Annotated in this window: 19 protein-coding genes; 8 read left to right on the top strand and 11 right to left on the bottom strand. The window is 62.0% G+C overall.

Features of this window, described 5'->3' with window-relative positions; translation table 11 throughout:
- Positions 1–17 precede the first annotated feature (17 nt).
- Positions 18–1,076, top strand: coding sequence for an aminopeptidase (locus X739_RS154705; RefSeq protein WP_023794428.1), 1,059 nt, complete (start codon positions 18–20; stop codon positions 1,074–1,076).
- Between the two features lie 58 nt (positions 1,077–1,134).
- Here X739_RS154705 and X739_RS154710 read toward each other — a convergent pair whose 3' ends face one another.
- Both X739_RS154710 and X739_RS154715 read right to left on the bottom strand, forming a co-directional pair.
- Positions 1,135–1,689: a GNAT family N-acetyltransferase gene (locus X739_RS154710; RefSeq protein ID WP_023794426.1), complete on the bottom strand. Its 555-nt coding sequence runs from the start codon at positions 1,687–1,689 to the stop codon at positions 1,135–1,137.
- 354 nt (positions 1,690–2,043) lie between these two features.
- Positions 2,044–3,279, bottom strand: coding sequence for a YcaO-like family protein (locus X739_RS154715; protein ID WP_023794424.1), 1,236 nt, complete (start codon positions 3,277–3,279; stop codon positions 2,044–2,046).
- 151 nt (positions 3,280–3,430) lie between these two features.
- On the opposite strand from X739_RS154715, the gene X739_RS154720 reads away from it, so the two are divergent.
- Positions 3,431–5,164, top strand: a complete 1,734-nt coding sequence (locus X739_RS154720; protein ID WP_023794422.1) for a tetratricopeptide repeat protein — start codon at positions 3,431–3,433, stop codon at positions 5,162–5,164.
- Between the two features lie 182 nt (positions 5,165–5,346).
- Here the strand turns inward: X739_RS154720 and X739_RS1000000169255 are convergent, their stop codons facing one another.
- The 3 genes from X739_RS1000000169255 to X739_RS1000000167900 form a co-directional block, all read right to left on the bottom strand.
- Positions 5,347–5,541, bottom strand: coding sequence for a hypothetical protein (locus X739_RS1000000169255; RefSeq protein ID WP_156939416.1), 195 nt, complete (start codon positions 5,539–5,541; stop codon positions 5,347–5,349).
- Positions 5,542–5,757: 216 nt separating this feature from the next.
- Complete coding sequence (locus tag X739_RS1000000167085; protein ID WP_245273832.1) at positions 5,758–6,684, bottom strand: DUF1501 domain-containing protein; 927 nt, start codon at positions 6,682–6,684, stop codon at positions 5,758–5,760.
- Between the two features lie 167 nt (positions 6,685–6,851).
- A complete protein-coding gene (locus X739_RS1000000167900; protein ID WP_198026133.1) occupies positions 6,852–8,186 on the bottom strand; it encodes a S8 family serine peptidase in 1,335 nt (444 codons plus the stop codon).
- A gap of 156 nt (positions 8,187–8,342) precedes the next feature.
- Here X739_RS1000000167900 and X739_RS154725 point away from each other — a divergent pair, with 156 nt between their 5' ends.
- Entirely contained in the window at positions 8,343–8,927 is a 585-nt protein-coding gene (locus tag X739_RS154725; protein ID WP_023794417.1) for a hypothetical protein, read from the top strand.
- 64 nt (positions 8,928–8,991) lie between these two features.
- On the opposite strand, the gene X739_RS01000000166000 is transcribed toward X739_RS154725, so the two are convergent.
- Positions 8,992–9,249 (bottom strand): hypothetical protein, encoded by a 258-nt coding sequence (locus X739_RS01000000166000; protein WP_023773586.1) that lies wholly within the window; start codon positions 9,247–9,249, stop codon positions 8,992–8,994.
- A gap of 156 nt (positions 9,250–9,405) precedes the next feature.
- Between X739_RS01000000166000 and X739_RS154730 the strand changes: the two genes are divergently transcribed.
- From X739_RS154730 to X739_RS154740, 3 genes are all read left to right on the top strand, one after another.
- On the top strand, positions 9,406–10,872 hold the full coding sequence (locus X739_RS154730) for a winged helix-turn-helix domain-containing tetratricopeptide repeat protein (RefSeq protein ID WP_245273820.1): 1,467 nt from the start codon (positions 9,406–9,408) through the stop codon (positions 10,870–10,872).
- A 430-nt stretch (positions 10,873–11,302) separates the two neighbouring features.
- Complete coding sequence (locus tag X739_RS154735) at positions 11,303–13,324, top strand: amidase (protein WP_023794411.1); 2,022 nt, start codon at positions 11,303–11,305, stop codon at positions 13,322–13,324.
- A gap of 74 nt (positions 13,325–13,398) precedes the next feature.
- Entirely contained in the window at positions 13,399–13,818 is a 420-nt protein-coding gene (locus X739_RS154740; protein WP_023794409.1) for a VOC family protein, read from the top strand.
- 1 nt (position 13,819) lies between these two features.
- Here X739_RS154740 and X739_RS154745 read toward each other — a convergent pair whose 3' ends face one another.
- Together X739_RS154745 and X739_RS154750 are read right to left on the bottom strand one after the other, a co-directional pair.
- Positions 13,820–14,467 (bottom strand): ThuA domain-containing protein, encoded by a 648-nt coding sequence (locus X739_RS154745; RefSeq protein WP_023781602.1) that lies wholly within the window; start codon positions 14,465–14,467, stop codon positions 13,820–13,822.
- Positions 14,468–14,516: 49 nt separating this feature from the next.
- Positions 14,517–15,539 (bottom strand): LLM class flavin-dependent oxidoreductase, encoded by a 1,023-nt coding sequence (locus X739_RS154750; RefSeq protein WP_023773580.1) that lies wholly within the window; start codon positions 15,537–15,539, stop codon positions 14,517–14,519.
- Positions 15,540–15,665: 126 nt separating this feature from the next.
- On the opposite strand from X739_RS154750, the gene X739_RS154755 reads away from it, so the two are divergent.
- Together X739_RS154755 and X739_RS154760 are read left to right on the top strand one after the other, a co-directional pair.
- On the top strand, positions 15,666–16,748 hold the full coding sequence (locus tag X739_RS154755; RefSeq protein ID WP_023794406.1) for a CaiB/BaiF CoA-transferase family protein: 1,083 nt from the start codon (positions 15,666–15,668) through the stop codon (positions 16,746–16,748).
- Between the two features lie 10 nt (positions 16,749–16,758).
- The gene (locus X739_RS154760; RefSeq protein ID WP_023794404.1) at positions 16,759–17,259 is read left to right on the top strand and encodes a peptide deformylase; all 501 of its coding nucleotides are present in this window, start codon (positions 16,759–16,761) and stop codon (positions 17,257–17,259) included.
- Positions 17,260–17,402: 143 nt separating this feature from the next.
- Here X739_RS154760 and X739_RS1000000169250 read toward each other — a convergent pair whose 3' ends face one another.
- The 3 genes from X739_RS1000000169250 to X739_RS154770 all read right to left on the bottom strand — a co-directional run bounded on the left by X739_RS1000000169250 (position 17,403) and on the right by X739_RS154770 (position 20,963).
- On the bottom strand, positions 17,403–17,624 hold the full coding sequence (locus X739_RS1000000169250; protein WP_031252010.1) for a hypothetical protein: 222 nt from the start codon (positions 17,622–17,624) through the stop codon (positions 17,403–17,405).
- A 266-nt stretch (positions 17,625–17,890) separates the two neighbouring features.
- Positions 17,891–19,387 carry an aldehyde dehydrogenase family protein gene (locus tag X739_RS154765; RefSeq protein ID WP_023794399.1) on the bottom strand — a complete coding sequence of 499 codons (1,497 nt, stop codon included), beginning with the start codon at positions 19,385–19,387 and terminating at the stop codon, positions 17,891–17,893.
- 175 nt (positions 19,388–19,562) lie between these two features.
- Positions 19,563–20,963, bottom strand: coding sequence for an FAD-dependent oxidoreductase (locus X739_RS154770; protein WP_245273819.1), 1,401 nt, complete (start codon positions 20,961–20,963; stop codon positions 19,563–19,565).
- Positions 20,964–20,975: the final 12 nt, after the last annotated feature.

Here is a 20,975-nt window from a genome sequence, read left to right as displayed (position 1 = left end):
GGAGCGGCGGGGAAGAAGTGAAGCGCGTTTTTCGACTGTTTGCCACGGCGGTCATGGCATCCGCACTGAGCGGCTGCACCAGCGTTTCCTACTACGCGCAATCGCTGGAGGGTCATGTCCGGATCATGGCCGCGCGCCAAGACGTCGGAAAACTGATCCAGGCCCCTTCGACACCCAAGGCATTGCGCGCCAAGTTGACATCGGCAAGCGCCATAAGGCGGTTCGCCACGGATGAGCTGGCACTGCCCGAAAACAACAGCTACCGCAGCTATGTCGACATCCACCGGGACGCCGTGACCTGGGCCGTTTTTGCCGCCCCGCAATTCTCGCTCACGCCCAAGACATGGTGCTTTCCGGTTTTCGGCTGCGTTCCGTACCGGGGTTACTTCGATCGGAAATCCGCGGCCGAAAGCGCCGTCGAACTTCATCGACAGGGGCTCGACGTCTATGTCACCGGCATCACCGCCTATTCCACGCTGGGCTGGTCCAGTGACCCGCTGCTCAGCACCATGCTGCGTCAGGACGACACCTATCTCGCAAGCCTTGTCTTTCATGAACTGGCGCATCAGCGCCTCTATTTGAACGGCGATTCCGCATTCAATGAGGCTTTCGCGGTCGCTGTCGAAACCACCGGCACGAGAAAATGGCTCCGCGCCGCCGGCGACCGCGCCGGATTGCGCCGCTACGAGACCGATCGCAAGCGCAGCGCCGATTTTCTCGCATTGGTGTCGAGAACCCGCGACGAGCTGCGGCAGGTCTATGAAAGCTCCCGCACCCCCGATGAGATGGCAGCGGCCAAGGCAGCCACGCTCGACAGGTTGCGGACGCGCTACCGGCAAATGCGCGACATAAGCTGGGCCGGATACCGGGGATACGACGCCTGGTTCAATGCGCCGATCAACAACGCAAAGCTCGCCGCGACGTCTGTTTACGGCGAACAGGTTCCGGCGTTTATTCGCTTGTTCGATTTATGCTCCGGCGATTATCCAAGGTTCTACGCATCAGTTCGACGGATCGCCGATCTGCACGAACCGGCCCGTGGCGAAGCGCTCAGGGCCGCGACCACCTGCGATTGACTTGAACGGCACGGGTTGCTGCGATGTCGGATTAGGCCCGCGAGCTGACGGCCAGCTTCTAAGGTGAAGTCACCGGGCAAGCCAACGATCCGGCGTCCGCGTCGAGCACGAAACGCCCGCAACGCTCGCCGTCGGACCCATCGATGAAGCTCTCGACATGTGTGAAGCCGAGCTTCGCCAGGATCCGCAACGACGCGACATTGCGCACCGCCGCTTCGGCCGTCACCTGATCGAGCGCCAGGGCCTCGAAGGCGTAGCGAACCACTTCGCGTGCCGCTTCGGACCCCAGCCCCTGCCCCCAATGCGTACGCCCCAGCACAAATCCTAACGCGGCTGTCTTGGCCTCGTTCGCGCCGAAGGACAGGGTTATCGTCCCGATCGCGTCCGACACGCCTGCCTGGTCTATCGACCATTTGATCGCCCGGCCGTCGACCAACCGCTGACGCGCAAGGGCGAGCCATCGCGCGCCCGCGCTCAAGTCGTCGGCAACGGGATCGCCGGCAAGGAAGGCGGATTCGACATCGCTCGCCCGCGCGAACCAGGCCGGAATATCCCGCTCGCCCGGCGCCCGAAGCACGAGCCTTGGTGTGGTGAGCCTGGGAACTGTTTTCATCGAAGGCATTTTCGCCCTGGGGCAGCGCCAATGCAACGGCGCTGAGCCGCGGCGGCTGACCGCCAGGACAGAATTCGACCCCAGGGTACGCCCAACCGTCTTCAGCCTCAGCGCCGGGCGCTTCGATCGGCACTTCAATCACTCCGGGCCACCGGCTGCCGCCGATCTGCGAGTGGCGTGAGATTTGGTGATGCCGCCAGCCCACCACAGGGCGGACCATGGCAACGCGTCGGCGATTCGCGATGAACGGCCGTTGTGGGGCCGTGTATGGACGGCGGCTTTACGGAAGCTGAAGCGGTCGAGCATGCCCAGATAGTTACAATTTAGAGCTTTGCAGCAGCTTTGGTTTCGGCGCTAAAACGGGAAAGGGTCTCGGCCTATTGAGCCCGCAGGCCTGAGGCCAAGAGTGCCTGGAACAGAATAGAGCCTGCCCAGACCAAACCTTGGTTTGGTCGAACGCAAGCCCGGAGCGCAAATGCGGACGAGGGACCGCTGCTCATCCTGCATAAGGATGAGGGCGAACACCCCCAGGTTTCGTTCGTGGCAGAGTTTGACGCATGAGGCGTAGTCAAGTGTCGATTCGTCCACGCAGGCAGGGCCGCCGGTCCCGCCCTGCAAATATAGACACGACCCAAGATCCGTCTCTTGATGCCAGCGATAAAGCTGCCGCGCCCCGGGCGTAAAGCCGGTCGTTCTCTCTTGCTGCGCCTGTCGGGAGAGCAGAGCAAGATTTGCCTCACATTGGGCAAGCTCGCCAATCGCCCTTGTGGCAGCCGCCGACCACGATGCGCCTGCCGCAAACCCCATCGCCGGACACCGGCCGGAACTGTCGCTGGAGATTGCCGCAACGACTGGCACCGCCAAATCCAACGTAAGTCGCAGAAGCCGCAATTGGCGACCTCGGTGCCGAAGCCAATCCTCGTAAGACGATACGGTGTCGCTTGCCATCGACTTCGGATCTATTCGAGGCAGGACAAGTCGATTGTACCACCAGATAGAGGTCGCATCTCGCTCTATCAGCTCGAGAAGGGCGCTCATCGCAGCGACCTCAGGGTTGATGCCCAGCGCAAGTCCGTTCGAGTCGGCAGCCGGCAAAGATGATTGCCCGCCACCGGCATATCCGAGGAAACACAGGCCCGCGGGCACCCAGGCTTGCTCGGTACCGAGCTTGTCGTCACTCAGGATCCAGTCTTCAGGCGCAGATCTGTCCCAGCGGGCCGGTACCATGTTGCGGGACTGTCGACTCCCGGCTTCTCGCTGGTCATATTGCTCTTCGCTGAAAAGCAGCACGTCGGGCGGCTCGACGATCCGCCCCGCGAACGCATTGGCATACGACCGGAGAATTCGCCCCTCGGGAATGATCTGGGCGAAGTAGGTCTCGTCCGCCTCATAAAGGCAGCCCTGCAGCGCCTGCTCGACCGTCGTGCCCCAACCAGACACGAAGTAAGTGCTCTCATCGCCATCCTTGGCAGCGCGAACGCGGCCGGCCGCCACAGTGAGAGGACAGCCGAGCAACGGGTCCGAGATCACCACCGGGCCATAAAGAAGACTTAACCCCACGCAGACCTCGAATGTGCGGATCTTTCGCATTGCGAGCACTTCAGAACGGACTTTGCTAGGTCGTACGTCGGAAGCTCTCGTGTGGCAGTTTACACGCTGCCGTGCGCGATCGCATCATGCAAATGTGCTAAAGTACGTTGGAACGTCCGACCCGAGGTATGGATTGACCCCAAAGCATGGATTGACCGTAAACAAGGGCCCCCTGAAGCGGCGCCTGACTGCGATCGTGGTCGCCGACGTGGTCGGCTATTCGCAACAAATGGCGGAAGACGAGGAAGGCACCTTTACCCGCGTCCGGGCGCTAATGCACGACGAGGTCCCAGGCTACGTTCATCTGCATGACGGCCGCGTTGTAAAGAACACCGGCGACGGTGTCGTAGCGGAGTTCCCCAGCGCGGTCGAAGCGGTCCGGTGTAGCGTGGCTATCCAGGCCTATCTCGCAAGCCCCGAGCGATCGTCGCCCGGTCTGTTGCTTCGAATTGGCATTAATTTCGGCGATATTATCGTCGACGGCGACGGAGACGTGTTCGGCGACGGTGTGAACGTGGCTGCACGCCTCGAACAGGTCGCAGCCCCCGGAGGCATTTGCCTTTCGGCAAAAGTGCATGAGGAGGTCCGCGCAGGATTGCAATTGCCCTTCGAATTTTGCGGTGAGTTTCAGCTTAAGAACATTCCCCGACCCGTAGCCGTCTACTCGCTTATTCGCAGACCCGACCGCCCCGCTCCGCGGATGGGCGCCGAGACTTCGGGCTCGAACACGCCATCGATCCTGGTCCGCCCATTCGTCAGCACCGGCGGCGTGGAACCCTATTTCAGCGAAGGGTTCACAGAAGATGTCATCACCGAGCTAACGCGGTTCACGCAGCTCTCCGTCGCATCGTATCATACCTCGTTGCGGCTCAAGGATGTGGAGCTGCCGAAACTGGTCTCGGATATCGGGCTCGATTTCGAGCTTTCGGGGCGAATCCGGAGGATGGGGAAGCGTATCCGCCTTTCTTGCGAACTGGTTGACGCCACGTCCGGTGGTGACGTTTGGGCCGAGCATTATGACAGCGACGATCAGGACATATTCGATTTGCAGGACGAACTGGTCCGCAAGATCGTGGGCACGGTCATCGGGCGCCTCAAGGCAGCGGGGGCTGAGAAGGCGCGGCGCAAGCCGCCGGCCAACCTGGCGGCCTATGAGTGCGTGCTGCGCGGCAATGCCCTGCCGCTAGGCGACCTCGCGTCCGAAGCGGAAGCCAGGCAATGGTATCAGCGCGCCATCGATCTCGATCCGACCTATGGGCGCGCCTACGCCAAACTGGCTCACTACAAGCAGCTGGAATGGTTTCGCGACATGGGACCTTCCGATGCCCTGCTCGACGAGGCGCATGCAATCGCTAAGAAGGCGGTGGCGCTCTCCGCCAACGATCCGGTTTGCCTCAACATTCTCGGCTGGGTGCTGCTGCACCTGCGAGATTTCGACGTCGCCGCGCAACTCTACGCCCGGGCCCTCTACCTCAATCCGAACGATCCAGAACAGGTTTCCTATCTCGGCACCCTCTACACATTTGGCGGCGAGCCGGATCGCGCCATGCAATGGTTCGAGCGGGCGCAGGTGCTCGATCCCCTCTACGAACCATCCTGGTATTGGCCGTTTCGCGGTATCGCCCATTTCATTGCCGGCCGGCCCGAGCCGGCATTGGTCGCTTTGAGCCGTTCGTCGACGATGCCGGCATGGGTTAGCGCCTATATGGCCGCTTCGAGCTCGGCGCTTGGCCGGAACAGCGACGCAAAGTTGTATTCGGCTCGCGTGGTGGCGGGTACGCCCAGCTTTTCTTGCAGTCGATTCGTGGCCAAGGAGCCCTATCGACTGGAGGAGGATCGGGCCACGGTGCTTAAAGGACTGCTCGCCGCAGGGCTGCCGAACTGAAATTGGAGTTTGCTATCGGCAGCCGAAAAGGACCGCGGACGCAAGCTCTTCATGATAGTGCCGACCCTGCGCGTTTTTGTGGTACGCCCCAGGTAATCCAGCAGGTCCTCTCGCGTGACGACGCCTTCCGGCAGGGCTGGCAGGACTACAGTCAGCTCTCGTTGGCGCGTCGCACACAACTTTCACGTTCGCGTCGACGATTTGTTCCAATTCGTTGCCAACATCAAATTCAGATCTTTTAGTTTCGACACTACGCCATTCTTTAAATCTTTGCCTTCGTAGGCGATATCGGCACCGACAAGATCAACAACAAGGTTTCCAGCACCCGGCGGCGGATCGCGGGTCACTGGCCCGGATTGGCGCGAGATCAACTCCACGAGGAGACCGACCTACCGGTCACGACCGATGTCCGCTCGATCGTTGACGCGGTGTTGAAGGACCACCTTGGACTTTCAAGCCGAGCATTGGCGATGGTCGCTCAAAATGCGTCGGGCCTTCAACCAATTAAAGGCTTGTTTCGGACTTGATGCACCCTTGGCAGAACGCGTAGCGGCGCCGACGTCCGCTTGTGAGCCGTGCCCGATTAACGGCAATCAACCTGCATCCCGAAACAAACCAATTGACGCTGGCAGTTCAGCAGCGCTCGCAAATACCTTCGCAACAGTCCGGTCGGGAAGGCGAAGATGCTCAATTAATACGGCCTTGATTATTGCTCGCAGATCGGTCGTAACGGCAAGATCGGTTCCGCCGCGTAGTTGGCTGGGTGCCAGCCCAGGCCACTGGTTGCCGACTCGGCCTCCGGCAACGGCACCGCCCATTAGGAACGTGACGCTGGCCGTCCCGTGATCGGTTCCGCCGTCTGCGTTGAATGCCACTGCACGGCCGAACTCAGTCACGACCAAGACAACTGTTCTGTTCCAGGCCGTTCCAGACGCTTCGGCGAACGAAACGAGCCCGTCTGCCAGGGCCTTCAATGCTCGCGCCAGACGCTCGCCCTGGCTGATGTGCGTATCGAACCCAGGCAATTCGAGCGTTGCGATCCGAGGACCGCCATCCGTTGCCAGCGCCTGTGCCGCACGGGTTGCGGCGCGAGTGAAACTGGCCGCTTGGCAAAAGCTTCGCTGCGCGAGCGGATCTTCCACACATTTCGATCCGCCCACCTGCGCTTGCTCAGGGGAAAGCAGGGCCAAGTCCAGCAGCGGATTGCCCCACGCCAAATCCGATATGAGATCGATGGATCGGTCGGCCGGGCCGTTCCGCCATGGTTCAGTCTCTAAGGCGAGCGAGGCCAGTCTGGGCCAGCCGGTGAGGCCATCAAAGTCGCTCCCGAACAAAGCAAATTCCGAGGCTGCATGAGATCTCTCCACTCCCGCAATGGCCGTCCCTGGGACGATCAGCAGCTCGCCGGCATTAAAGTAGGGCAGAAGCGGCGCCAGTGCTGGATGGAGCGCAAAAAATCCGTCCAGCTTGATTGTTTTGGTCGCCGACTCCTCATTCACAAGCGCCTGAGCTTCGCGCACCGCTAGCAATTTAGGATCCCCAAACGGAGGGATCGCCGCAACGCAATCGAGTCCGCCCCGGAGAAACACCAGCAGGAGTTTTGGCTCGTATGCCGCCGGTCTAGCCCTTGCCGCGATTGGACGAAGCATGGAGGATAGTAAAATCCCTCGCAGGGCTGTCCTTCGGGTCAGTTGCATTTTGGGTGCTTTGGTGAAGTAGCGTCAGACTTGCCCGCTGCCACGTACGCAACTGTGTCCGCGTCAGGGTAGGTACTATCTGTAAGGTCGCCTGGCGACACTGACCCGCGAACGAGCAAACCAGCCAGAATTGGCGCAGCGAATGAAGTTCCCCAACAGACATTCTGTTGTGGATTATTTGAATCATCCGACAGCCACAAGGACCGCACCTCGACGCCAGGTTCTGCAAACGAAGCCCCGAACGCACTGCCTTGCCACAGTTTGTCGGACCACTTCATGGTCATTGGATCAAATTTACTGTCAGCCGCTGATACACTATATATCGCTCCAGGACTGACCGGCGAAGTATACGGTGCAGAATTTGCCGGCGTGAACCCTTGGGCCCACGACCATCCGTTGCCATTTGCTCGCTCAGCATTTCCTGCCGCCACAACAATTCGGAGTTTCCGATCCGCCATCAAATGGAATAGGTTATCTAACAATGTTATATCGTTGCTGTACCCGCCATTCCTTGCAGCCTCAAGAAAGTTAGCTCCCCAGCTTATGTTTACAACGTCACCAGCTTTGGCGTGATCCAAGACATATCTTATTGCTTTAAGAGGTTGGTCCCACACGCTTACGGTTTCATCATCACCAAATATTTTAATGATATTCAGAGCTACCTTAGGACTAACCCCTGCCAATCCTGTATAGTGCGACGATCCATCTTTAAAAGTCCTTCCTCCAATAATACCTGCGACCATTGTGCCGTGTCCCAGCTCATCATCAACGGCCCCCGTCACGCAACTGCCTTGCGTACAGTCGACCTTTGTCGCCACATTCAGAAGATTTGAATTGACCGCAACCGGGTCAACTCCGCTGTCTAGCACCCACACCTCGGGGCCGTATGTGCTTTCCACCGGTGACCCGACCACACGGCAGACGTTTGCGGGAACGTCCTGGATAGTGGTGGTAGTATCCTTTTTGATTATCCTCGGATTGTTCTTGCATCTAGCTGCGTCAAAGAGAGTAACAGAAAATGGATTTGCAAGTTCAAACCCCTGAGATTCAAGCTCTCTTACTCTTGCTTTTGTAATTTTTAACGTTAAAAAGCTTTTACCTATTTCGGGAAAATCTATGGAAATAACTTCCTTTTTGTCAGTATTTTGAATTTCTGCTTTAAAATCCGCCGAGTTGTTCGCCTTCATAGGCATCTCGCCGTAAGGCGCAACAAATGTCGCGGCGATCTCATTCGCAGGCATCTCGTCTGCCAATGACGATCTCTGAGTGGCAGCCAATGACAAGACGCTCATGACAAAAACGGCGCGGAACTGTAGAACGACCACAGCAAGCCTCCTACGTCTGGGCAAACAGCATGCCCCCAAAAGCAGTGCGCTGTCTATAAGAACATGAATTGGGCGTCGTTCCACATCGAGAGCTATCTTGCGGTAGCTGCGAAACGCGCATACGCTCACAGATGGTCCTGTGTTGAGAAGCATGCGATGCCCAGAGCGAATCTTAGGAAGGGTCGACAAGCGCGGGAAATCGGCGCGGCGATTGTCGAGACCTGGCTCAAACTCCTGCCTACGCCGGCCACCATCTTGTCGGTCGATAGTACGGCTGGAAGCCCTCTGAAGATTACAATAAATCGCCAAATATTCACAGCTGCCGGCCAAAGTATCAACCTTCGCGACAGCGGTGGTAGCACTAAGACCAAACTCAAGGTCGGAACCCCAAGCGCGCTGGGGGACTATAAGCAGCAACTGTCGATATTCCTCGCCGACGGAGCCACTGCTTTTCTAACGGCGGGCGATTTCACGAACGGGTTGGCCTTTTCTGATGTCGGCACCCCCAGTTCTCATTTGAAAGACGAACTTACGGCCGTTTTGAACCAAATCGTCGATGGGGTGACGGTGGAACCTGAGTTCGACGAGGCCGGAAAAATTTACGTCGTGGTACCGCGGATTCCGGGAGACATACTTATCAGGGCCGACCTGCTCGACTACTTGGAGAAATACCATAGATTTGGACAGGGGCGACACTATCATGACGAGCTTGGCGCGGCGGTGCTGTTTGGCTGCAGGTAGCTGGACTTAATCCGCAAGCGCTTTGATAGTCAGGCAGATGCTAGTTCACAGCTATGGATGCAAATCACGCCTGCCAGAACGGCTTTTGAAGTTCCGCCTCGACGGCAGACAAGGTGAGACCGACGTCGTCGATCCGCTGAGGCCCATCTTCCGCAAGTCGCTTCAGCTCCTCGCGATAATACATGCGCTCGCGCCAAACCGCGACCAGGCCGCGCAGGGCGACGAGTCTCGCCCAGACCGATGCCGGTCCAGTCGTCCACGTCGGCGGTTCGCCCCAGAGAGACTGGTAGAATCTTGAGGTGAGAGAAAGCTGCGTGCTCATTTGGCTCGTCCTTTCTTGGTGTTGCTAAAAATCGATGACGCTACTTTGGCGGATGAGCGGACCTGCGTACTAAAGCGCGGCCGAAACTGTTCCGAAAAATTCCGAAACGTCTAATATGGCGGGATGCATCGGGTTCACCTCGCCTTTGGTCCGTTCGTGCTCGACCCTGAGAAGGGGACGCTCCTGCGGCAGGACATACCGATCTCCATTGGGCATCGCGGCATCACGCTGCTCGCCGCGCTTGCGGCCCGGCCCGGCGACATCCTGACCAAGGCCGAGCTGATGGAAGCTGCCTGGCCGGGCCTGGCGGTCGAGGAAAGCAATCTCACCGTCCAGATTGCGACGCTGAGGAAGGCGCTCGGCCCTACCGACCACGGTGGCGATTGGATCGCCACCGTGCCTCGCGTCGGCTATCGCTTCACCGCGCCTGTCGAGCGCGTGGAAGGTTCAGTGCAGCGACCGATCGCGCCATCCGGCAAACCCACCATTGCCGTGCTGCCCTTCGCGAATTTGAGCGGCGATCAGGACCAACAATATCTGAGCGACGGCATCACCGAAGATATCATCACTGAACTGGCTCGATACCGTTCGCTCGTGGTGATCGCGCGCAATTCATCTTTTCAGTTTCGTGGGCCAGCGCCGGACCCCGCAGAAGTCCACCGGCAACTCGGCGCGCGCTACCTCGTCGAGGGCAGCGCGCGACGGCTCGGGGACCGCATCCGAATCACGGCGCAACTGATCGACGGCGCCAGCGGCTTCCATTTGTGGGCTCAACGCTACGACCGAGCGCTCGAGGACATCTTTTCGGTCCAGGAGGAGGTGGCGGCTCTCGTAGCTTCAACTGTCCAAGGCGCCGCCGAGGCAGATGCGACTAGCCGCTCGCGGCGAACCCCGCCGGCCGATTGGGCCGCCTACGACTACTACTTGCAGGGTCGCGCGCACTACCATCAGTATGAAATGGACAAGGGCGAATCCATGTTCGCCCGGAGCGCCGAACTCGATCCGGCTTTTGCTCAAGGTCATGCCTATCTGGCGCAGTGCCTGGTTGCGCGATTCTGGTACGACCGCGATTCTCGTACGCTGCAAAGTGCCTTGCAGTCTGCGCGCACGGCGCTCCTGCTCGACCGGAATGACGGCATCTGCAACCAGAGCATGGGCCTCGTGCTCGTACATATGCGCCAGCATGGGGATGCCGGATTGCATTTCCAGCAGGCCCGTACGCTCAATCCGCACGACGTGAACATTGCCGGAGATTATGCAAGCTGGCTCAACTACGGCGGCCAGGCTCAGCAGTCCTTGGCGGTCCTCGAAAGGGCCATACTGCTCGACCCGTTGCCCCCGGTCTGGTTCTGGGAGGTGAAGGGCAGCGCGCTCTTCCTGCTCGGCCGATATGCTGAGGCCATCGACGCTTATCGGAAGGCCGGCGACCAGTTCTTCATCCATGCCTTTCTTGCGGCGGCCTACGGGCATCTGGGCGAGATGGAAAACGCGCATGTCGCAGTCGAGGCCACACTGAGGCGGCAACCGGACCTCTCACTTGGCTACCTTGCCCACCTTCCCTTCGCAGACCCGCCATCCTTCGAGCTCTTCCTCTCCGGCTTCAGAAAGGCCGGCTTTTTATAGGATTCAGTCGGTCCGAAAAACCCTGGACTTCGAAACACCCGCCGATAGGCTACACAAGGTGTTGCAGTGACCGGTTGAACCCACCGGCGCATTCCTGACGTAGGCAACCAACGTGCGCTTCGCATCACATCTTGCGATTGCCCCCGGTGGCAGCACGGCGGCCCAACCTGCCTGTCCTACACAAAGCTGTCACCTGTATGTCTTGCCGCAACTTATGAGAGCGTTCATTCACCCTTGCAAGGCGTCTCGTAGATGTTCGTATGATCGGCAGCCGCCCACTCAACCTTCTCCAGGGAACGCAGGAACGCACGCGTCGACCGCAGGTTGCATAAAAAATCGATTTTTTCGGGGACGCGCGAAAGAGTTCCAATTGGCTCTTGCCGAAGCCGGCGGCCTCGCTCATCCATGCCGTACAGACACTGGGGCCATGATGACCGAGACCAGCCTTCACCTCGTCGAAGCGTCGATCGACCAATTGCGCCAAGCGCTCGACAACGGCGCCGTCACCAGCGTCGAACTGGTCGCGGCCTATGTCAGGCGGATCGCGTATTTCGACCGGCACGGCATTGCGCTGAACGCCGTACCCGTGCTCAACCCTGAAATGTTCGAGGATGCCGCCGCTTCCGACGAGCGGCGGCGGCAAGGAAAGACGCTCGGCCCGCTCGACGGCATCCCCTACACCGCCAAGGACAGCTACAAGGTCAAGGGCCTGACGGTGGCCGCCGGCTCGCCCGCCTTCGAGCATCTCGTCGCCAATGAGGACGCCTTCACAATCGCCCGGCTGCGCGCCGGCGGCGCGGTGCTGATCGGCCTCACCAACATGCCGCCCATGGCCAATGGCGGCATGCAGCGCGGTGTCTATGGCCGCGCCGAAAGCCCCTACAATGGCGACTATCTGACCGCCGCCTTCGCGTCGGGCTCCTCCAATGGCTCAGGCACCGCGACGGCGGCCAGCTTCTGCGCCTTCGGGCTCGGCGAGGAAACCTGGTCGTCTGGCCGTGCGCCGGCCACCAACAACGCGCTGGTCGCCTACACGCCCTCGCGCGGCGTCATTTCCGTGCGCGGCAACTGGCCCTTGGTGCCGACCATGGATGTAGTGGTGCCGCACACGCGCAGCGTGCCCGACATGCTGGAACTGCTCGACGTCATCGTCGCCGACGATCCGGAAACGCGAGGCGATTTCTGGCGCGCCCAGCCTTGGGTGGCGCTGCCGAAAAGCTCCGGGAGGCGGCCACGACGTTATACCGACCTGACGCTTGCGGGGTCGCTGAAAGGCAAGCGGCTCGGCGTACCCAGAATGTATATCGGCCGCGACGCAGAAATAGATCGCCCGATCGAAACCCGCGCCTCGGTACTTGCCCTCTGGAAACAGGCGGCCGCGGATCTGCGGCGGCTCGGCGCCGAAGTGGTCGAGGTCGACTTTCCCGTCGTCTCCAACTATGAGCGCGACCGCCCAGGGGCGCGGACCATGGTCGAGCGCGGCCTGGTGCCGCAGGACTTCGCCGACCGCGAAATCTGGGATCTCTGCATCTGGGGCTGGGACGATTTCCTGCGCGCCAACGCCGACCCTGCTCTGCCCGATCTCGCCTCGGTCGACGGCTCAAAAATCTTTCCGCGGCCGCCGGGCACGCTGCCCGACCGCTATGAAGGCGGCTTCGATCTGGCGGAGTATGTCGAGCGGGCAAAGCTCGGCGTCGCGCCCTTGGCCGACATCCCGACGATCGCAGACGGAATCAAGGGACTTGAAGCAACAAGGCGCATCGACTTCGAGGACTGGCTGGACGCACAAGGCCTCGATGCCGTGGTGCTGCCGGCCGCCGCCGATGTCGGCCCGGCCGACGCCGACGTCAACGAGGCGTCAGCCGATCTGGCCTGGCGTAACGGCACCTGGGTCGCCAACGGCAATCTGGTGTGGCGCCATTTCGGCATCCCGACCGTCACCGTGCCCATGGGCACAATGGCCGACATCGGCATGCCGGTCGGCCTCACCTTCGCCGGCAAGGCCCATGACGATGAAAGGCTGCTGCGCATGGCCGGCGATTTCGAGTGCGCCACGCAGCGCCGCGCCCGGCCGCCGCGCACGCCTGAATTGCCCGATGATGTCTTTCCGGATCGCCCCAGCCAAGCCGGCAACGGCAAGACGCCGGCGCCAACCATCAAGCTTGCGGCGGAGACGCGCGATGAAGGCGACCAGCATGAGATCGCCATCACGATCGAAATGGTTGGCGAGATAACTGAAACGGCCAGCATCAAGGTCCATGTCAACGGGGAGCCCGTTGACATGCGGCGAAGCGGCACGCGGTTCACTGGGCGCGCGCTCGTCCCTGCCGCCGAGCATCGGCGCCTGCACAGCGTCTGGCGCGGCCCGTATGGTTCGATCGTGACTGCTGTCTTGCGGCTTCAGGATGGGCGCACCGCGGGCGCCTATGCGGTTGCCGGTGGGATTGGATGATCATGCGCTGTACGGGCCGCCTCACCATGCGCGCCCAGCGACAAACGCAACCGACCAGACCACGGAATCCAGCCATGATCAAAGTCAAGCAACTCGCCCATGTCTGCATCTTCGCCAACGACCTGGAAGAAACACGGCGCTTCTACCGCGATGTCCTTGGCATGGACATCCAGTTCAATTTCCTGCGCGATGGCGCGGTTTTCGGTTTCTACCTCAATTGCGGCGGCCGCAGCCATGTCGAGGTCTTCCAGAAGGATGGAGCCCGGTTCAGCGAGACGGACCAGATCAACCATTTCTGCCTCGAGGTCGAGAACATCGACGCCGCGATCGCGCACATCACGTCCATGGGCGTGGGTATCACCGCCAAAAAACACGCCTGCGACGACACCTATCAGGCCTGGCTGCGCGACCCCAACGGGGTGAAGATCGAACTGTTCGAATACACCGGCAAAAGCGCGCAATTCACGGGCGGCGATCGCGTCGCGGACTGGTAGGCTAGTCGCGCGCGGCCCACAGCAAACCGCGCTCCATGATTAGCGCCATTTCCGGCACCGCGAACTCATCCGCCGTATGGCCAAGGGAACTGTAAAAAACCTTGCCCGCGCCATAGCGGCGCTTCCAGACGACCGGCATGACGACGCCGTCGATCCCGGGAAAATGCGCGTCAGTGAAGGTGGTGGTCGCCAGCACCTCGTTGCCTGGGTCGACATGCATGTAATATTGCTCCGACCGGTAGGCGAAATCGCTGATGCCTTTCGTGACCGGATCGTCCGGCCGGGTGATGACGACATGGTAGTCGATGATGTTGCCGGGATGCGCGACCCACTGGCCGCCGGTCATGAACTGGTAGTCGGGCTCCGCCCGAAAACTGTCGCCCATCGTGCCGTGAAAGCCGCCGAGCCCGCTTCCCAGGCGAACCGCCTGCGTCAGGTTGTTCAGCTCGGCCTTTTCGATCGTCGACATGGTGATGACCGGCACGATGAGATCGAATGAAGCAAGGTTCGGATCGGCGAACATCACTGTCCCCTCGCCGAGCGTGACCGCGAAGCCGTTGCGCTTCAGCATGTCGCGGATGACATTAGCACTGCGCTCTGGCGTGTGGCCTTCCCAGCCTCCCCAGGCAATCAGGGCTTTCCTGGACATGCGGCAACCTCCCTCGATCCACTAGACCGACGACCGCTCGCCGCACGGGTCAGCGCCAGCCGAGCGCCGGCGCGACATGGGTGAGGATCGCCTCGATGACATGGGCGTTGTAGTCGACGCCGAGCTGGTTGGGAACCGTGAGCAAAAGCGTGTCGGCCTCGGCGATCGCCTCGTCCTGCGCCAATTCCTTGATCAGCACGTCCGGCTCGGCGGCGTAGCTGCGGCCGAAGATCGCCCTGGTATTTTCCTCGATGAAGCCGATCTGGTCGCGGCTCTCATTGCCGCGCCCGAAATAGGCGCGGTCGCGGTCGTCGACCAGCGCGAAGATGCTGCGGCTGACGGACACGCGCGGCTCGCGCTTGTGCCCGGCCGCCTTCCAGGCTTCGCGATAGATGCGGATCTGCTCGGCCTGCTGGACATGGAACGGCTTGCCGCTCTCGTCGAATTTCAACGTCGAGCTCTGCAGATTCATGCCGAGCTTCGCCGCCCATTCAGAGGTGGCGTTGGTCGCCGCCCCCCACCAGATGCGCTCGCGCAAGCCCTCCGAATGCGGCTCGAGCCTGAGCAAGCCGGGTGGGTTGGGGAACATCGGCCGTGGATTGGGCTGGGCGAAGCCTTCGCCGCGCAACGTATCGAGGAACACCTCGGCGTGATGCCGCGCCATGTCGGCATCGCTTTTGCCTTCCTGCGGCACATAGCCGAAATAGCGCCAGCCATCGATCACCTGCTCGGGCGAGCCGCGGCTGATGCCGAGCTGCAGCCGGCCGCCAGCGATGATGTCGGCCGCACCCGCATCCTCGGCCATGTAGAGCGGATTCTCGTAGCGCATGTCGATGACGGCCGTGCCGATCTCGATGCGGCTGGTCTTGGCGCCGACGGCCGCCAGCAACGGGAATGGCGAGGCGAGCTGGCGGGCGAAGTGATGCACGCGGAAATAGGCCCCGTCCGCGCCGAGCTGCTCGGCGGCGACGGCGAGATCGATCGATTGCAGCAGCGCGTCGGATGCCGAACGCACCTGCGATTGCGAAGAGGGCGACCAGTGCCCGAATGACAGGAAACCAATTTTTTTCATGGTCCTGAAGTATATGCGGGCGGCACATGCTTCAATGGCGAAAGGACAGGGTTACACACCGTCGCCCTCTCGATGCCAAGTTCGCAACATCAAAGCACCAGAGGGTCGACCGCCGTGGAGGATGGGATGCTCAGGGGAACCCGCATCGTCGAGATCGAGGCGCTGGGACCGGCGCCCTTCGCTGGCATGCTTTTCGCCGATCTCGGCGCCGATGTCATTGTCGTCCACCGCATGCAGGCGGCCGTCCCGGGCGCGCCCCAGCGCTCGCTGCTCGATCGCGGCAAGCGCTCGATCGCGCTCGACCTGAAGAATGCAGACGACGTGGCCGTGCTGATGCGCGTCGTCGCCACCGCCGACGGGTTGATCGAGGGGTTTCGGCCCGGCGTCATGGAGCGTCTCGGGCTCGGCCCGGAGGCCTGCCTCGCGGCCAACCCGCGCCTGGTCTACGGCCGCATGACCGGCTGGGGCCAGCACGGACCGCTGGCCGGCGCCGCCGGCCACGACATGAATTATATCGGCCTGTCCGGCGCGCTCTGGTACGCCTCAGTGCCGGGGGAGCCGCCCATGGCGCCACCGACGCTGGTCGGCGACATAGGCGGCGGCGCGCTCTATCTGGCGATCGGCATGCTGGCCGGCATCATGAACGCGCGCGCGAGCGGTGAAGGCAGCGTGGTCGACGCGGCGATCGTCGACGGCTCCGCCCATATGATGAACCTGCTGATGTCGCTCGCACAATCCGGCGCACTGGCCGCCGAACGCGGCCAAAGCCTTCTCGACGGACCGCATTGGTGCCGCGTCTACCGGACATCGGATGGCGGCTTTATCAGCGTCCAGTGCGTCGAGCCTAAATTCTACGCACTCTTCCTAGACAGGCTCGGCTTGACCGCCGATCCGCTATTCGCCAGGCAATTCGATCGCGATCTCTGGCAGAAGCTCAGTAATCGGCTAGCGACGATCTTTGCCGCAAAACCGCGCGACGAATGGGCGACGCTGTTCGAAGGCTCCGACGCCTGCGTCTCCCCGGTGCTCAGTCCGCAAGAAGCGGCACTGCATCCGCACATGGCCGCGCGCAGGTCGTGGCTGACGGTGGACGGCGTCCTGCAGGCGGCGGCCGCGCCGCGCTTTTCCGGATGGGAACAAAAGACACCGGCCAAAAGCCCGATGCGCGGCGAACATGATGCCGAAATCCGTGCAGGCTTGCCGAGTTGAGACGAGGTCCATGGCGGTTCGGTCGATCGTAAAATTCCCCAATCCCCTCCTTCGCGCCGTAGCCGAACCCGTGGAGCTGTTCGACGGCGATCTGCAGGCGTTGGCCAGCGACCTTGTCGACACCATGCGCGCGGCTCCCGGAATCGGTATCACCGCCCCGCATATCGGCATCTTGAAACGCCTGGTCGTCATCCAGCTCCCTTCCGCGGCTAAACCGGGAATCTATGTAAATCCGTCCGTCATCCAGGCCTCGACCGAAATGATCCGTCATGAGGAAGGCAGCGTTTCGATGCCCGGTGTCACCGAGGACATCGAGCGGCACGCCCGTATCCGCGTTCGCTATCAGGATCTGGACGGCAATGAGCGGTTCGAGGACGCCGAGGGCCTGCTGGCGGTTTGCCATCAGCATGAGATCGATCAACTCGAGGGGCTGTTCTGGACACACAGGCTGACCCGCCTCAAGCGCGACCGGCTGATCAAGCGCTATAGTAAGCTGATGCGAACCTCGTAGACACCACGCAAGCGTGGACGAACGGCATTGGACTGGCAACGGTCTTGGGCGGATTGCGACGTTGCGCCGGGCGCGTGGCCGCGCCGGCGGACCGTGTCACGTTCGCAACGTGCTGACCTGATCGCGGACGAAACGTCTGCCGGTCATTTTCCGCAGTGGTGATCGTTGATCTTGTTTATCGCAAAACCGTCCGGACCAGTCCGGTGGTAGGAGCAGGCTCCGGCGGCCGTTGTGAACAACTGCTGGTCGTAGTAGCGCGGGCCGCCGAAGAGGAAGTCGATGAGATCGTCATTGGCGGGAACGTAGCGCTCCTGTTCTTCCTGGTGACGACGGTGCTTGGCCCCCGCGAATGCCGAGGAGGACATGCCNCGTAGCGCTCCTGTTCTTCCTGGTGACGACGGTGCTTGGCCCCCGCGAATGCCGAGGAGGACATGCCGAAGCCTATCGCGAAAGCAAGAGCGCAGATCGCCAACCGTTTCGTCGTCATCGCAAACACCCTTCTGTTCGGGATTCGATCTTACATCGAAAATCGCCAGATGACGAAAAGTTCCTGAACAAGGGCCTTGCTCCGGCCGATGCACCGGCGACGATCTCGGACCGCAGGCGCCCTCACCTGAATATCGCCACGCCCTCAGTCCGTCTGGATCCAGACGGATTTGGTCTCCAGATACTCGTGCAGATGCTCGATGCCGCCCTCGCGACCATGGCCGGACATCTTCATCCCGCCGAAAGGCACGGCCGGATCGATGGCATGGTACATGTTGACCCAGACCGAGCCGGCCTTGATGCGGCGGGCTAGCTTGTGCGCGGTGCCGAGGTGGGTGGTGAAGACGCCGGCCGCAAGTCCGTAAGGCGTCGCGTTGGCGCGCGCCACGGCCTCGTCCAGCGTGTCGAACGGCATCGCCGAAATAACGGGTCCGAAAATCTCCTCCCGCGCGATGGTCATGGTGTCCGACACAGCGCCGAAAACGGTCGGCGCGATGAAGTTGCCGCCATCATAGAGTTCGCCTGTCAGCCGCGCGCCTCCGGCGACCAGTTGGGCGCCTTCGTCGCTGCCGGCCTTGATGTAGCCTTCCACCTTGCCGGCCTGCCTGGCATTGATGAGCGGCCCGATTTCGGTCTCCGCCTCGATGCCGTGGCCGATGCGCAGTTTTGCGGCGAACTTCGCCAACCGGCGCACGAATTCGTCATGGATCTCACGCGCCACGAACAGGCGCGAGCCGGCGATGCAGATTTGGCCCGAATGCACGAACACCGCCATCGCCGCGATTGGGACGGCCTTGTCGATGTCGGCGTCGCGGCAGACAATGACCGGTGACTTGCCGCCGAGCTCAAGCGAGACGCGCTTGAGGTTGGTGACGGCAGCCCGCGCGATCGCCTGACCTGTCAGCGTCGAGCCGGTGAAGACGATCTTGTTGACGGTGGGATGTTCGGCGAGCCGCGCGCCCGCTTCGGCCCCGGTTCCCGTGACGATGTTGACGACGCCGTCGGGCACGCCGGCTTCCTGCATCAGCCCGGCGATCAGCAGCGGCGTCAGCGATGCCTCCTCGGACGGTTTCAGCACGATGGTGCAGCCCGTGGCGAGCGCCGGCGCGATCTTCCAGATTGAAGCCGCGGTCGGCGCATTCCAGGGAATGATCGCGCCAACGACGCCAACCGGTTCGCGCCTTGTGAAGGTGACGATCTCGCCGGGGATCGAATTGTCGATCGCCTCGCCATGCAGCGCCGTCGCCATGCCGGCATAGAAGCGCAGCATGCCGATGACGCGGCGCCGATTGGCCAGCGTACGCGTGATCGGCAGTCCCATGTCGAGCGTGTCGGAAACGCTGAGCTCTTCCCAATGTGTCTCGAACAGGTCGGCGATCCTGAGCAGCACGCATTGCCGCTCATAGGGCGAGAATTTCGACCAGGGCCCTTCGAAAGCCGTGCGCGCTGCCGCGACCGTTGCATCGACATCGGCGGCTCCGCCACGCGGCACCGTCGCCAGCACCTCGCCGGTCGCCGGGTTCAGCGCCTGCATCACCTCGCCGGACCGCGCGGCGGCCCACTTGCCGCCAATGAACATCGGCCGGAATTCGCCACGGTAGAGCGATGCGGCCTTCGCCCTCGGGTCGAAATTCACCGCCATCCCTTCCTCCTCGCGAATCCCCGTGACTATTACTCCCGGCGCGGGCGACCTCAACAAGGAAAGCTGAAGGGCGTTCGGATAATCGACTGCTAGCGTCGGCGCCCGTGTTCACCAGAAAGGCGCAACAACAGGTCCGCGTCCGCTGACACAGCAAACCGTACGGGTTCAAAGATGCCTAGCCCCCGCCGCCCGGCGTGCGTTCCGACAGGAATCGCGTCAGCGCGCCGGGCCTCCCGTTGCGGATCTCGGCGTCGTTCCGGCGCGCGATCGCGGCGCGCACGAGCTTGGCGCCGAGATAGCGGAACGGTTCCGGCGGCATCGTCTTGCGCCGATCGAGCCCCACCAGTCCACTGCCGCTCCAGCGATCCTTCCGTTCCAGAACAAGGCTGGCGAGGACGCGGCCGCCGATTGGGGTCTGGGCAATGCCGGTCCCGTTGTAGCCCATGCCAAAGACAATGTTGGGATGCCCCTTCAAGTGATCGAAGACGGGGACATGCTCCGGCACGCAGTCGATCGGGCCCGCCCAGTCATAGTCGATCGGCACCCCTCGCAGTTCGGGGTAGACGCGGCCCAGTTCGCGGATATTGTCCCGTCCGTGTTCGGGGCTGCGGTTGAAGCTTTGGCCGAAATTGCCCGCATAGGCGATGTTGCCGCTGCCGCGGCCGAAGACCACCCGGCCTTTCGGGGTGCGCTGGTAATAGAGGACCTGGCGCTGCGAGTCGCAGATGGAGGCTCCGTCGCGCCAGCCGATCCTGTCGAGCAAGTCAGGGATTTCCGCGGTCGCGACCACCTGGCTCGCGACCACATAGAGATGCCGTCGCAGTTCTGGCAGCGCCGACAGCCAGGCATTGGCCGCCAGCACGACCTTTTCGGCCCGCACCTCGCCCTGCGCGGTCCGGACCAGGCAGGTCCTGCCGGGCACGATTTCGGTGACGGGACTGCGCTCATGGACGGCCACGCCGCGAGCGATCGCCAGATCGCGCAGGCCTGTGGCCAGCTTGGCTGGATGTACGGTTCCGGCATTCTGCTCGACAACGCCGGCATAGGATGCGGAAGACCCGGTGCGCTGCTTGATCTCCTCGCCGGTCAGCTGCCGAAAGCGGTTGGCCCCGGCTGCCTCGGTCATCGCGACAGCGCGGTTCCAGGCTCCCTCCTGGGCAGTGGAACTGGCCGTCCATAGCCAGCCGTCGAGACGAAGATCCATATCGATCGTGCCGTCGCGCTGAAGTTTCTCCAACTCTGCGATGGCATCGACGCTATCGGCGCAAAGTGCCCGCCCCTCCTCCTCGCCGACGACGGCGCTGATCTGATCGAGCTCGGCGAACCAGGAATGCACCTGTCCACCATTGCGCCCCGAAGCGCCGGAGCCGCACTGATCGGCCTCGAGCACCGTGACCCGGGTTTCGGGAGCCAGATCGCGGATCCGCAACGCCGTCCACAGCCCGGTATAGCCGCCGCCGACGATCACCACGTCGACCTGCTCGCCGCCGACCAAGGGTTGCGTCGCCGGAGAAGCGGCGATGTCCTGCAGCCAGAACGACCGATCGGCTGTCGTCGCGACCGCCGGCTGTCTCATCCGTAATGTGGC

Origin of the sequence: Mesorhizobium sp. LNHC209A00, from assembly GCF_000502915.1 — a bacterium.
GTDB lineage: Bacteria > Pseudomonadota > Alphaproteobacteria > Rhizobiales > Rhizobiaceae > Mesorhizobium.
Note: the sequence above shows the minus strand (reverse complement) of the source record. Positions and strands in the feature narration are given on the sequence as shown.

Bases quoted from the DNA above. Each gene is read 5' to 3' on its own strand.
- X739_RS154765 (WP_023794399.1), bottom strand. From the start codon at position 19,387: ATGGCGGTGAATTTCGACCCGAGGGCGAAGGCCGCATCGCTCTACCGT.
- X739_RS154745 (WP_023781602.1), bottom strand. From the start codon at position 14,467: ATGTCCAGGAAAGCCCTGATTGCCTGGGGAGGCTGGGAAGGCCACACG.
- X739_RS154740 (WP_023794409.1), top strand. From the start codon at position 13,399: ATGATCAAAGTCAAGCAACTCGCCCATGTCTGCATCTTCGCCAACGAC.
- X739_RS1000000169250 (WP_031252010.1), bottom strand. From the start codon at position 17,624: ATGTCCTCCTCGGCATTCGCGGGGGCCAAGCACCGTCGTCACCAGGAA.
- X739_RS154750 (WP_023773580.1), bottom strand. From the start codon at position 15,539: ATGAAAAAAATTGGTTTCCTGTCATTCGGGCACTGGTCGCCCTCTTCG.
- X739_RS154770 (WP_245273819.1), bottom strand. From the start codon at position 20,963: ATGAGACAGCCGGCGGTCGCGACGACAGCCGATCGGTCGTTCTGGCTG.
- X739_RS154715 (WP_023794424.1), bottom strand. From the start codon at position 3,279: ATGCGAAAGATCCGCACATTCGAGGTCTGCGTGGGGTTAAGTCTTCTT.
- X739_RS154710 (WP_023794426.1), bottom strand. From the start codon at position 1,689: ATGAAAACAGTTCCCAGGCTCACCACACCAAGGCTCGTGCTTCGGGCG.
- X739_RS154755 (WP_023794406.1), top strand. From the start codon at position 15,666: ATGCTCAGGGGAACCCGCATCGTCGAGATCGAGGCGCTGGGACCGGCG.
- X739_RS01000000166000 (WP_023773586.1), bottom strand. From the start codon at position 9,249: ATGAGCACGCAGCTTTCTCTCACCTCAAGATTCTACCAGTCTCTCTGG.
- X739_RS154760 (WP_023794404.1), top strand. From the start codon at position 16,759: ATGGCGGTTCGGTCGATCGTAAAATTCCCCAATCCCCTCCTTCGCGCC.
- X739_RS154735 (WP_023794411.1), top strand. From the start codon at position 11,303: ATGACCGAGACCAGCCTTCACCTCGTCGAAGCGTCGATCGACCAATTG.
- X739_RS154725 (WP_023794417.1), top strand. From the start codon at position 8,343: ATGCCCAGAGCGAATCTTAGGAAGGGTCGACAAGCGCGGGAAATCGGC.